This is a genomic window from Alcanivorax sp. HI0044, assembly GCF_001634945.1.
This window is the reverse complement of record NZ_LWEZ01001204.1, coordinates 1-12,985: the sequence shown is the minus strand read 5'-3', so window position 1 is coordinate 12,985 and position 12,985 is coordinate 1. Positions and strand designations below refer to the sequence as shown.

At 61.0% G+C, this 12,985-nt stretch carries 7 protein-coding genes; 4 read left to right on the top strand and 3 right to left on the bottom strand.

The annotated features are described in order from the left end of the window. From A3730_RS16525 to A3730_RS16510, 4 genes are all read left to right on the top strand, one after another. Positions 1-1,505, top strand: a 1,505-nt coding sequence (locus A3730_RS16525) for a YdbH domain-containing protein (RefSeq protein ID WP_197477503.1), incomplete at its 5' end; no start/stop codon positions are given. Continuing rightward, a complete protein-coding gene (locus A3730_RS16520) occupies positions 1,502-1,696 on the top strand; it encodes a YnbE family lipoprotein (protein ID WP_063520373.1) in 195 nt (64 codons plus the stop codon). The genes A3730_RS16525 and A3730_RS16520, both read left to right, overlap by 4 nt. Before the next feature lie 12 nt (positions 1,697-1,708). Then, positions 1,709-2,032, top strand: a complete 324-nt coding sequence (locus tag A3730_RS16515; RefSeq protein WP_063520372.1) for a YdbL family protein — start codon at positions 1,709-1,711, stop codon at positions 2,030-2,032. A 205-nt stretch (positions 2,033-2,237) separates the two neighbouring features. Next, positions 2,238-3,344 (top strand): OmpA family protein, encoded by a 1,107-nt coding sequence (locus tag A3730_RS16510; protein ID WP_063520371.1) that lies wholly within the window; start codon positions 2,238-2,240, stop codon positions 3,342-3,344. Between the two features lie 128 nt (positions 3,345-3,472). Here A3730_RS16510 and recD read toward each other — a convergent pair whose 3' ends face one another. The 3 genes from recD to recC form a co-directional block, all read right to left on the bottom strand. Next, positions 3,473-5,410 carry an exodeoxyribonuclease V subunit alpha gene (gene recD / locus A3730_RS16505; RefSeq protein WP_063520370.1) on the bottom strand — a complete coding sequence of 646 codons (1,938 nt, stop codon included), beginning with the start codon at positions 5,408-5,410 and terminating at the stop codon, positions 3,473-3,475. A 169-nt stretch (positions 5,411-5,579) separates the two neighbouring features. Next, positions 5,580-9,176 (bottom strand): exodeoxyribonuclease V subunit beta, encoded by a 3,597-nt coding sequence (gene recB / locus A3730_RS16500; protein ID WP_063538472.1) that lies wholly within the window; start codon positions 9,174-9,176, stop codon positions 5,580-5,582. Then, positions 9,173-12,574, bottom strand: a complete 3,402-nt coding sequence (recC, locus tag A3730_RS16495) for an exodeoxyribonuclease V subunit gamma (protein ID WP_082872427.1) — start codon at positions 12,572-12,574, stop codon at positions 9,173-9,175. The genes recB and recC overlap by 4 nt, the downstream gene beginning before the upstream one ends. Positions 12,575-12,985 lie beyond the last annotated feature (411 nt).

Below are 12,985 nucleotides of genomic sequence, written 5' to 3'. Positions count from 1 at the left end.
GGCAGTGGGCCGGTGATCTGGTGCTGCGCGGGCAATGGCAGGGCTACCAAGTGCAAGGGGAGTGGCAGGGCGCTGTCGGCAGCCATGGGCTGGAGGGGGACCCCATTAGGCTCACGGCGCGGCAAGGGAATGATCGGCTGGCTTTCCTGATGCCGGTAAGTACCTTGCAGCAGGCCCCGTATGGTGCCGAGGCCAAGGTGACTGGCAACATGTCCGGTTACCCACTCGACGGCACCCTGGCTTTTGCCCAGTCCGACGCCGGCTGGGCCGGTACGCTCCAGGCGAGCACCACCTTGCCGCAGTTTGAGCGTGGTGGGCAGGTAACGGTCAAGGCCCCCTGGTCGTTGGTGGATGGCACGGTCAGCGTGGCGGCAGGGAGCCAGGCGTCAATTTCCGAGGGGCTTATCGGGCAGGCCCTGATCCGGCCGGTATCGCTGCGTGCAACGGGTCCGTTGCAGATCAATGGACAGGGCATTACCGGCACTGTGGCCATTCATGGCGGTGGTTTGCTGGCCGCCCGCTGGCGCCTGCCGCCGATTTCGGGGACGGCGACGATGAAAGGTGAACAGGTTCAGGGTCGGTTAACCGTCAGCGAGTGGCAAAGCGAATTGCGGGCCAGTGGTGCGCTTGAGAAAAACGGTGGGGCGAGTGGCACTCTGACCATGCGCAGCGCGTTGGTGCCTGCCATGGGGGTGGGCCTGGATGCCACTCCACGGCAAGGTCAGCTGGAAGGCAAAGGCCGCTGGCAATGGCGGCAGACGCTTAAAGCCTCAGGCGATATCACGCTTACCGGTGCGGACCTGGACTGGGGCAGCGTGACGGCCCGTGGCGCTGCCGGGGTGATCCATGGTGAATACGATAACGGCGACGTGCAGCTCAGCAGCACCGGACCCGTGACCGTGGACACCCTGGATATCGGCACGCCGATCACTGATCTGGCGCTCACGGTGAATAGCGACCTGTCGCAATGGCAATTTACCGATGTCCGTGCCGATTTGCTGGGTGGCTACTTGCGCTCTCCGGCACTGGACTGGCCCTCCGCGCGGCCTCAACCTGTGGTGATAAGCCGCATTGATCTGGCTCAGGTCGCGGCGCTACAGAATCCTCCTCCGGTCTCGCTGTCCGGTCGAATCGGCGGTTATGTGCCGCTACAGCTGGGCGCGGATTTCCTGGCGATTGAAGAAGGGCGGCTGGCCAACGAAGAGCCGCTATCCTTGATTATTCCTGCGTCGTCCAGCGTGCAGGCAATGCCCGATTCCAATCAGGCAGTGAAGTTGGCGCTCGACAGCCTCAGCACCCTGTTGATCAGTGATTTCCAGGCGCGCATGGCCATGGATAAAGTGGGTTGGCTGGATGCGGCGATCACCATTAAAGGGATAAACCCGCAAAGAAAAAATCTGCCGGTAGTGTTTAACTACACACACCGGGAAAACGTGTTGGCGTTGATGCGCAGCTTGCGCATTGGCGATGAAATCACTGAACAACTGCGTACGGAGAATCGATGATGAAACAACTCGGGCTGGGCACGGTGTTGCTGGCCGGGTGGCTGTTGGCGGCTTGCACGCCCACGGTGGCCCTGAAAGCACCGGAAGAACCCATCACCATTAATCTGAACGTGAAGATCAATCATGAAATCCGTTTGAAAGTGGAAAAGGATATCGATCAATTATTCAGTGAAGAAAGCGACCTGTTTTAAGGAGTAGGGACAATGAAAATTGTAAAGACCATGATTGCCACCCTGACCCTGCTGCTGAGCATGGCGGCGTTTGCGCTGGATCTGGATGCGGCGAAAAGCCAGGGGCTGGTCGGTGAGCAGACTGATGGCTACCTGGGCGTTGTGAAGGCAACACCTGCCGCCGTTGAGCTTGCAGCAGAGATTAATCAGAAGCGTCGCGATGCCTATGAGCGTATTGCCAAACAAAACGGTATCACGCTTGATCAGGTGGCCAGGCTGGCCGGGCAAAAAGCCATCGACAAGACCGCGACCGGGCAATATGTGAAAACACCTGATGGTCAGTGGGTGGAAAAATAATGCTGTAAAAATATTTTTTCTACCAAAGTATTGGGATGGAAGTTCCAACTCATTATTTTGGGCTATATTTATGTAAACCATTGATAGTATAGGGGTTAAATTTAAGTAAATTAACCCCCTGATACCTGTTTAAGTGGCTGCTTGTTTTCCTTTCCGGTGTTTAAATTCCTGAAGAAATTCAGAAACAACGGGAAAGGAATCTGCCATGAAAACATTTTTGCGTATGACGGCCGCGGTGCCGCTGCTGATGAGTCCTTTTGCTTTCGCTGGAGAAAATGTTCCAGACCAATACGGCTACATTGGTGGGCACGCCAGCTACTACACTTTTTACGACAATGATGTGATTGGTAACGGTGGCGATGGCCTGGATGATGTGCCGTTTTATGGTGCTCAGCTCGGTTGGCGCTTTGCCCCCAACTGGTCCGTTCAGGGCTGGTATGAAGAAGTGGACGGTGACGCGGAGAGCAAGTACAACTCCGGTCGCCGCCTGGACATGAAAAACTATTATGTCAGTGGGCGTTACCACTTTGATGATCACGGCCTGTTGGGTTTCGAACCCTATGCCGGCATCAATGTGGGTGAGCAGCTGATTGAAAGCCTGAATAATCCCAACAGTGACGATAACGACGAGCTGATGACCGGTGTGGAGCTGGGTGTGCAGCGCGCGTTCTTCAAGCATGTGATTCTGGATCTGGGTACCCGTCAGGCTTACAGCCAGGATCGGGAATACTGGGAAGGCCAGGTTTATGCCGGCGTTAATCTGGCCTTTGGTATCAGCGATGACGACGGTGGCAGCAGTGACGATGAAGTGGTTGCTGCAACCCCCGCGGAAGTGGTGACTGGTGACAGCGATGGCGATGGTGTTAACGACGACAAGGACCGTTGCCCGAACACTGCTTCTGGTGCAGTAGTGGATGCGGACGGCTGTCAGGTCTACGAGTCCATGCAGAATCGGGAAACCTCGGTGATCTACTTCGGCTTTGATCGCGACACCATTCAGGGTCAGTTCAGCGATGAAATCAAAGGTGTGGCGGATCGCTTGAATGCCGGCGAGCAAGGGCGCATCCGTGTGGAAGGCCATGCTGACAGCACTGGCCCGGCAGACTACAACCAGGGCCTGTCCGAGCGCCGTGCCCAGTCAGTGAAGGATCGCCTGATGAAAGACTACTCGGTTGGTGCCGACAAGATCACCACGGAAGGTTTCGGTGAGAGCAAACCCGTGGCCGACAACAGCACTGCTGACGGTCGTGCCAAGAACCGTCGTGCTGACATCATTGTGGAAACTGAAGAGAAAGAAGCGCAGTTCAAATAAACGCAAGATGGTGAAACAAAAAACGGGATGCTTCGGCATCCCGTTTTTTTATGCCGCTCTGCGGCTGCAACACGCGTCACGCAACAGGCAACACGCTATGCGCCCGCCGCGCTTTTAACTTTACACTTTCAACTCAACCGCTCTGCCAATCCCGACGCCCGCCAGGTGCGTTTCTTCACGGCGCTGTCCAGCACCGCCGGTTTGCCGAATTCCAGCAGAGTGAAACGGTCCCGGGCGCGGGTGACGGCGGTATAGATCAGTTCCCGGGTGAGCAGCGGGTGGGGAGCGTCCGGCAGTACCAGCAGGGTATGCCGGAATTCCGAGCCCTGGGATTTGTGCACCGTCATGGCATAGACGGTTTCCACCCCGTCCAGGCGGCTGGGCAGTACCCATTTGATGCGCCCGTCCGGCAACTGGAAGGCCACTCTTAACAACCGTTCCGTCTTGCCGTGTTTCTCCTCAAGTAATGGCAGGGTCAGCCCCACATCGCCATTCATCAACCCCAGTTGATAATCGTTGCGGGTCATCATCACCGGGCGGCCCGGATACCATTCCCGTTCCGGGGCCAGGTCCTGTTGTTGCAGGTGGCGGGTGATGCGCTGGTTTAACTGTTCCACCCCGAATGGCCCGCTGCGCAAACCACTGAGCAGTTGCTGGTGGGTGAGTTGCTTGAGCAGTCCGGCGGCCCAGTCATCGAATGCTGGCCGTTGCGCTGGTGGTGTCGCCACCGCCTGAAACAGCGCACGTAGACCTTCCTGATAGCCGCTGCCGTTGAGCAGCAGGGTTTCCAGTTGCCGGTCATCGCTGCGCAGGGGATGGCGATGCAGGCTGTCGCCATAGTGTTGAAACGCCTTGCGCACCTGGGGCAGGTTTTCCTCGTTCACGGCCCGGGCCAGCTCGCCAATACCGGGGCTGTCCTTGGAGCGCCAGTTTGTGCGCAGCATGGCGGTCTGCTGGGCCAAGGCATTGCCCGGGGCCTGCTCGGTTTCCCGGTAGTCGCTGATGTCGGCGCCACAGGTGTCTTTGATGAAATCGATGGTGCGTTGTTGATAGCGCCCCTGGTGGGCATGGCGACACAGGTCGCCCATCACCGCGCCGGCTTCCACGCTGGCCAGCTGGTCCTTGTCGCCCAGCAGGATCAGCCGGGTGTGTGGGCTCAGGGCTTCCAGCAGGCTGGCCATCATGTCCATGTCGATCATGCTGGCTTCATCCACCACCACCAGATCCGCGTGCAGCGGATTGTCAGCGTGGTGACGGAAGTGGCGGCTGTCCGGGCGGGTACCGAGCAGGCGGTGCAGGGTGGTCACGTCTGTGGGAATGGCGTCGCGTACCGCGACGTCCACGTCCAGTTGTTGCACCTGTTCGCCGATGGACTCGGTGAGCCGCGCCGCCGCCTTGCCGGTGGGGGCGGCGAGACGGATACGCAGACGCTGGTTGTCCGCCATGGCCAGGCTTTGCAGCAGCCCCAGCAGGCGCACCACGGTGGTGGTTTTGCCGGTACCGGGGCCGCCGGTGATGATGCCGATACCGCTGCGGCTGGCCAGGGCGCAGGCCACTTGTTGCCAGTCGGTTTGGTCGCCGGCGTTCGGGAATAACCGGGCCAGGGCGTCGCGCAGACGCTCGGCAGGCAAGGGGCTGACGGTGGCCAGTCGCTGGCCAATGGCCTCAGCCACCGCCACTTCCCGGTCCCAGTTGCGGCGCAGATAAAGGCGGCTGCCATCCAGCACCAGCGGCGTGCTGCCATTCTGACTGACCAGTGGACTCTGTTGCAGATCACGCAGCCAGTCGTCCGGCTTGCCGGGCAGCAGGGTCACCAGTTCCGGCGGTGGGCTGGTGCCCCACAGCTGGGTGGCCAGCTCCCGGTTTTTCAGATCCAGACACAGATGGCCGCTGGCCTGTTGATTGCTGGTGAAGGCGGCGAGCAGCAGCACTTCGTAGCTGGCCTGCGGACATTGCTGGTTGAGGAAGCGGGCAATGGCCACGTCCAGGTCGCGCAGCAGGTTGTTGTCGCGCAGCAGGAGAAGAGCGTCTTCCCAGGTGAGGGCGGAGAACAGGTCAGTTTGCATGGGTAGCCCCCAACCGAGTTGAAAGTTGAAAGTTGAAAGTTGAAACGCGGGAAAGACCTGAGCCAGCCGAGCAGGTTCTTCGCCGCGATTTGTGTGTTGTGGTGCGCGGGCACGGCATTTCAGTGACGCAAGAGCGTGTTCGCGCTTTTGAACTTTCAACTTTCAACTTTTAACTCTCCCTTCCTTCAAACATCTCATCCAGCGTTTCAATCAACCCGGTCGCCGGCCGATCAAACACGGTGCCTGCCGCCGGCCCTTGCAAGCCGCGCAGGAACACATAGACGGCGCCGCCAAGGTGCTGGTCGGGATCATAATCCGCCAGGCGGCTTTTCAGCAGGCGGTGCAGGGCCAGCAGGTAAAGGACGTATTGCACTTCATAGCGTTTTTCCAGCACCGCGTGGGTCATGGCGTCCAGGGTGTAGGCGCTGTCATCCACGCCGAGCCAGTTGGATTTGTAGTCGAGCACGTAGTACTTGCCGTCGTGTTCGAACACCAGATCGATAAAGCCCTTGAGCATGCCGTTCAGGGTATCGGCTTCCAGTCGTGGGCGCGGGTGTGTGGGGTGGATGTGCTGGCGGATCAGGGTGTCCATCTCGGCCACTTTCACCTGGTGGGCGGGGAACACAAATTCCAGTTCCGGCACATAGGTGTGCAGGGTGTTGAGGGCGATCTTGTCGCTCTCAAGCGGCAGGGCGGTGGTCACCGCCTGCTTCCACCAGTGGCGAATCACGCCCGCAAAATCCTGCCAGCCCCGGGCCTGCAGTTTTTCTTCCACGCTGGTTTCAAACTCGGCCGGGGCGGCCAGGGTCTCTGTGAACCGCTGGTTGGCTGCATGCTCGAGCACATCGTGGAGCAGGGTGCCCGGTGCGGCGCCACGGGGGAAGGCGTGGATGCTGTCTGGCAGGGGCTCGGCATCATCGACAACGGTGTCATCCTGCTGCTCGGCCAGTTGATCGCCGCGCGGATCCGCCGGGGCCAGGGTTTCCTGTACCTGTTTGAGCGCACTGTAGCTGGCAATCCACCAGGGTTGCCGTTGACGCGCCACAGGAATCAGCGGCGTGCGCAGGGTCCGCGATTCGGCTTTGGGTTGATAGCATTCCGGGTTGCTGTCCGGCGCGTTGATAATGGTGACCGCATCATGGGCTACCGGTGCCAGCGCGGTACGCAGGCCGTCGTTGGCCACACCGTTGCCGAACAGCAAGCGGCCGATGGCGCTTTTCTCCAGCTGGTTCTGCTTGCCGCGGCCCTTGATATAGGGCGCGATTCCCAGGGTGCAGGTATGGCAGGCGCGGGTCAGAGCCACGTAGAGCAGGCGCATGTCTTCGGCGAGCCGTTCATGGTCTGCCTTGTTTTCCACCGTGTCGTCCGGTTCCAGCGACACATTGAGATGATCGTTTTCGTGGTAGCGCAGCGGCGGCTTGTTCTTGTCCGCCGGGCGGAAGCTGCAGATAAAGGGCAGGTACACCAGCGGGTATTCCAGGCCCTTGGATTTGTGGATGGTGATCACTTTGACCCGGTCGTCGTCGCTTTCCAGACGCAGGATACTTTCCTTGCTGCTGCTACGACCTTCCTCAACGGTATCTTCCAGATAACGGATCAATGACTGTTCGCCATCCAGCTGGGTGGCGGCCTGCTGCAACAGTTCGGCCAGATGCAGCAGGTTGGTCAGGGCCCGTTCGCCGTCCAGGCTCTGGCTGAGCCGGGCGGGCACATGAAAATCCATCAGCAGGTTGCGCAGCATGGGCAGCACGCCCTGGCTCTGCCATTGCTGGCGATAACCGTGAAACTGCTCCACGGTTTCTTCCCAGCGCACTTCATCCTGATTGAGGGCATCCAGTTCCGCGTAGGCCAGGTCCAGAACCGCGCAGGCCAGGGCGCTGCGCACCCGGGTGTCGGATTCCGGGGTGGCGCAGGCGTGCAGGATCAGCAGCAGGTCATGGGCTTCCGGCTGGGCAAACACGGAATCCTGATCGGACAGATAAACGCTGCGTACCTGCCGTTCCATCAGCGCATCGCGGATGGCTTTGGCTTCGGTGCGGTCGCGAACCAGGATGGCAATGTCGTTGGGATGCAGGGGCCGGAAGCTGCCGGCTTTCCGGAAGCCGGTGACGCCTTTTACGGCACCGTTAAGCAGATGGGCAATTTCGCTGGCGCAGCGTGCCGCCTGCTCCTCCCGGTATTGGCCGGCGCTGACCGGTTTTTCCTGCTCGTCCACCCACAGGGTAATGCCGGATTTTTCGTTGTTGTCGACCAGCAGAACGTCCTTGCGACCGTTGGCGTTTACCGCGTCAAAGGGAATGGCGTTGTCCATCATGAACACATCGCCAAAGGTAGTCTGGCTGTAGGTGAACAGATGGTTCACGGCGCTGACCATGGCTTCGGCGCTGCGGAAGTTTTTGTCCAGGGTGTAGTGGTTGCCTTCTGTGGCCCGGCGGGCTTTCAGATAGGTAAAGACGTCGGCACCCCGGAAGGCGTAGATGGCCTGCTTGGGATCGCCGATCATGAACCAGCCGGTGCCTTCTTGCCCTTCATAGAGCGCGGAAAAAATGCCGTACTGGGTGGGGTCGGTGTCCTGGAATTCGTCGATCAACGCCACCGGAAACTGGTCGCGAATGACCTGGGCCAGGCGTTCGCCGTTGCTGCCTTTCAAGGCATCGTGCAGGCGGCTGAGCATGTCGTCGAAGCCCATGGTGGCGGTCTGGCGGCGGACCTGATCCACGCGCCGGTCGATCCAGGCGGCGGCATGGGCGAGCAGGTCGGTGCGGGGCAACTGTGTATTTGCCCGCCCTTCCATGACCGCGTCCAGCTGCTGGCAGAAGGCAAAGTCCGGCCGATGCGCCTGGCCGGCCTTGGTGAGTTTCATGCCTTCATGGGAAAACTTTGCCAGGGTGTCGTAGGCCTTGTCGTTAAGCCGTTCGCCATTGGCGTAGCGCTGCAGGGTTTGCAGCATGCCGGGCAGGCTGGTGGTGCGGTAGCTGTTGCCGTTGAGCCATTTGTTATCGCGGGCGGCGCGCACCCATTCGAGAAAGGCCGGCAGTTCGGCGGCCAGTTGCCGGCGGGCGTGTTGATCCTTGTCCGCCTGGGGGTCGGTTTGCGTGAGCCAGTGTTTGACGCTTTGCGGTAACTCTTCCGGGTCAGCTTCTTTCAGGCCGAGCAGGGGACGGCAGGCGTCCAGCAGGGCATCCGGGTTGCCCAGGTTGTCGCTTTGCAGGGCATTGGCGGCGCTCACCGGGAAATCGGCAATCACCGAGCGCCAGTAATCCCGCGCTGCCATCTGCTGTTCGTCGCTGGCGTCTTCCTGCAATTCCAGGCTGAACAGGCTGCCGGAATCGAAGGCATGCTGTTTGAGCATGCGATTACAGAAGCCGTGGATGGTGTAGATGGCGGCTTCGTCCATCCACTGGGCGGCGGCATCCAGACGCTGGGCGCAACGGGCCCGGTCGTCCGGGTCGCTATAGTCATTGAGCAATTCAGCCAGCACCGGGTCGTCGGCTTCTGCATTGGCATCGGCAAAGATACGCGCGGCATCGGCCAGGCGGTCGCGGATCCGTTCACGCAGTTCTTCCGTGGCCGCTTCGGTGAAAGTCACCACCAGAATCTCCGGCGGCAACAGCGGGCGCGAGAAGGCATTGTCGTCGCCATGACCGAGAACCAGGCGCAAGTAGAGGGCGGCCAGGGTAAAGGTCTTGCCGGTGCCAGCACTGGCCTCGATCAGCCGGGTGCCGTGCAGTGGGAAGGTAATCGGGAGCGGACGTTCAGTGCTCATACGTCGTCTCCTGGCTCTTGCCACTGTGCATGTTGATAGAGCGGGGCATAGAGTTGTTCGGTCCAGTAGGCGAAGGCGCTGTGGTCGCCATGGCGGACAGCCAACATTGTGTCGAAGTCGGCCCAGGCCCGGGCAATGGCCGGTTCCTTGTCCTGTTCGCCAGTGTGCATGAAGCCGGATTCGAATACCTTGCGGGCCTCGTTGTCGCCGTTGTCTTTTTCTTCCCCTTTCAGCCAGGCAAAGGCGGTGGCGCAGGCGATGGGCAGGGGTTCGCACAGGGCTTGCTGCCAGGCATGGCCCAGTTGGTCCAGGCAGTGCTGCGCGTCGCTGCGGTTCAGGGGTGGCAGGGTGATGCGGCCATCCTGGCCCTGTATGTGGGTGGTCAGCGGATGCCCGGCGGCGCAGGCGGCCAGGTGCAGGATCCAGTCCCGGGTGAGTTTGTCGAAGCGCTCTTTCAGCTTGCCGGTGTGCAGTACCAGCCGTTGTGCATTGGCGGCGGAGCCGCGCAAATCCGTGAGCCAGTCTTCGATCTGCAGAGGGCCGGCGCTGAGGCGAATTTCCTGTTGCGGTTGCGGTGCGCCGCACTCGGCCAGCAGGGCAAAGTACTGTTCCAGTGGCTGCGCCAGAGGCATCAGCAGGCTGTCGCGGCTGCCTTCATCGAAGGGTGCCAGGGGCAGGTCGCCGCTGCCGGCCAGACGACCCATGGCCTCGGTCATGGCCTCGCCAGCATGTTCCGGGCCAGCGCGCAGGGCGTCGCTGAGCAACTGGTCCTGAAGCTGGAAACGTTGCAGGCCATCGAAGGAAAAGGGTTCGCTGTCGTCCAGTACCTGGCGTTGCTGTTTCAGGTGGGCCTTCAGCCGTTGCTCGAAAAAGTGCGCCACCGGTTGTTTGAGAAAACGGCCCAGGGCGGCGCAGGTAATCGGCTCGTCGGTGTCCAGTGGCGGCAGCGGTTGGTCGTTGCTGACAGTGGGTGCCTGGCCATCGTGGAGGGCGCGCCATTCGTTGGCGTAAGTATGTAGCGAATCGTTGGCGGCATCCTGGTCGCTGTTAAAGAAATAGCGGGCGCTGAACGGTTGCAGCGGGTGGGCCACGGTGAGCGCATCCACCGGTTCGCCCTGGTCGGTGTGCCAGCGCTGGTTGATGTGGTCGCGCAGTTGCGCCACCAGCACCGAGGGCGGCCGTTCGCTGTTGTCGCGCACGTTGCGGCCGGTCCAGCTGATGTAGAGGCTGTCGCGGGCGCTGAGCAGGGCTTCCAGAAACAGGTAGCGGTCGTCATCCCGGCGGGATCGGTCGCCGGGTCGGTAGTTGCCCCATTGCCGCATCAGATCGAAATCCATGGGCTGCTGCTGACGGGGGTATTCGCCGTCCTTCATGCCGAGCAGGCAGACATGGCGGAAGGGAATGGCGCGCATGGGCATCAGGGTGCAGACGTTGATGCGCCCGGCCATGAATCGTTGCGACAGGCTTTCTGCATTCAGGGCATCGAGCAGGGGGCGGCGGGCCACGGTGAGTGGCAGGGAGCTGTCGAAATCGGCTTCGGCGCAGGCGGCCAGCCAATCGTTGAGGGCGTCGCGCAGGCCCGCATCCAGGGCCTGGTCGGTTTCGTCCACGGGGGCGAACAGGTCGTCCAGCAGTTGGGTAAAGCGTTGTTGCCACTCCCGGGCGCTGGCGTCTTGACGGGACTGTTGCCAGTGGTGTTCCAGGGTATCGAGCAGCCGCGACAGTCGCCCGGCCAGTTCCGCGCCCAGGCCGGCCACTTCGTCCAGGGGCTCGATGCCCATCCAGGCCGGGCCGTCGCCGAGCAGGTAGCCGGCCAGCATCCGTTTCAGGCCGAAGGCCCAGCTGTTCTGTTCGAAGCCGGGCACGTCCAGGGTCTTGCGTTGCTGGCTGTTCAGGCCCCAGCGAATGCGCGCCTGGTCGATCCAGCGGGCCAGTTGCGGTAGGTCGCCTTCGTCGATGCCGAAACGTTCGCGCACGGCGGGCACATCCAGCAGGTCGAGAATGTCGGTGGCAGTGAAGCGCCACTGGGGCAGGTGCAGCAGGGATTCCACTGCCTGGGCCAGGGGAGAGGCGGCACCGGCACTGCGGTCGCTGAGGGTGTAGGGCAGATAGCGGGGATCGTCCCGGTCCAGTCGGCCGAACACCGCATCAATGTGCGGTGCATAGGCCTCGATGTCCGGCACCATCACGATCACGTCCCGGGGCTGCAGGCTCGGGTCGTTGCTGAACCGGTCCAGTAATTCATCCTGCAGGACTTCCACTTCTCGCTGGGGGCTGTGGCCGATGCGGAAACTGAGCGAGCCATCGATCGCCAGAGAGGGGCGCTGGTCCGGCGCCGGCAAGGGTTCCAGATCGAGAATGTCCTGCTGCAACTGTGGCAACAGGGTGTGCGGTTCGTGGTGTTCAAACAGATCGATCTGATTCTGGAAGGCGCTGCGATAACTGTCTGGATCGTCGTGATCGTAGAGCAGGCCGATAAAGTCCCGGCCCTGTTTGCCCCAGGCGGCCAGCAGGGGGTTAACGCGGTTTTCCGGCAGGGCGGTCAGGTGGCGTTTGCGGTTATCCAGCTGGCGTCGCAGCAGTTGTTTGTCTTCGACGATATCTGCCCAGTAATGCTGACAGGGGTTCTGTACCAGCATCAGGATCTGGCAATGCTGGCTGAGCGCGGCCAACGCTTCCAGAGCCTGCTGGGGCAGGGCGCTGATACCGAAGATGATCAGGCGTCGCGGCAGGCCGGGCGGTGGCATGCCCTGTTGCTGGTGTTGAGTCAGTGCGGCGATGAAATCCCGGTGGATGGCGCTGCGGCTGAGGCGCTGTTTGATGTCATCCATGTCCGCCAGCAGGGCGCGCCACAGGTGTGCCTGCCACAGCTGGCTGGTGGGAAACTCATCAAAAGCGTCGCGATCCTGGGCCTTGCGCAGACGGTCGTTGCGGTTTTCCCAGTCCGCCAGCCAGTCCGCCCGATAGACCTGATAGGCATCGAACAGATCTGCCAGTCGCTCGGCCAGCTGATGGCGTTTGCGGCCATCCACATCGTCGGCGAGAAAATGCCGCAATGGGCCGAAGTGGTCGTTATTCAGCAAGGTAGGCAGCAGACGGTAGAGCCGCCATAGCAAGCGGGATTTATCGAAGGGGGAGGTGCGCGGCACCTGGCTTTCGCCGAGCACGGTGCGATAGGCGCTCCATAAAAAACGGGCGGGCATCTGGAACTGGAAGCCGGCGCTGATGCCCAGGGCATCCGCCAGTTGCAGTTTCAGCCACTGGGCCATGCCATTGGATTGCACCAGGAAGGTTTCCGTTTCCAGCGGTGACAGCGGCTCACGCTGCAGCCAGTCGGCCACCAGCTCGGTGAGGGTTTCCAGACGGTTGCCGTGCAGCACCATCAGCCCGTTTTGCATGGACATTCCTTGCGCGAAATTGCGTTTGTGCGAAAAGGTCTAGCCTAAGGGAGAAGCGCTTGCCGTGCTACAACAGGTCGCCATATCTGGTGCTACAGGAGGGGGGGGCCAAATGCTGTTGTGGGGAAATAATTGGGTGGCAGGGGCGAGTAACGAGTTTCGAGTCTCGAAAAGCAAAAACCATTCTTCGGTTGAAGGTTTTGACTTTCGCAACTCGCTCCTCGTCACCCGCTACTGAATCGCTACAGCACGCTCATCCACCAGTTTAGTCGTTCACGCTTTTGCGGTTGCAGTGTTTCCTGTCTTTCTTGCGCTGACGGAGTATCGGCTTCACTGGCCTGGCTGGGCTTGATGCCAAAAGTGGGATAGAGCGACGCTACCAGCAGCACCGCCATGGCCGGTGCTGCTGGC

Coding starts and splice junctions, on each gene's coding strand:
- A3730_RS16520 (WP_063520373.1), top strand. CDS start 1,502: ATGATGAAACAACTCGGGCTGGGCACGGTGTTGCTGGCCGGGTGGCTG.
- A3730_RS16515 (WP_063520372.1), top strand. CDS start 1,709: ATGAAAATTGTAAAGACCATGATTGCCACCCTGACCCTGCTGCTGAGC.
- A3730_RS16510 (WP_063520371.1), top strand. CDS start 2,238: ATGAAAACATTTTTGCGTATGACGGCCGCGGTGCCGCTGCTGATGAGT.
- recD (WP_063520370.1), bottom strand. CDS start 5,410: ATGCAAACTGACCTGTTCTCCGCCCTCACCTGGGAAGACGCTCTTCTC.
- recB (WP_063538472.1), bottom strand. CDS start 9,176: ATGAGCACTGAACGTCCGCTCCCGATTACCTTCCCACTGCACGGCACC.
- recC (WP_082872427.1), bottom strand. CDS start 12,574: ATGCAAAACGGGCTGATGGTGCTGCACGGCAACCGTCTGGAAACCCTC.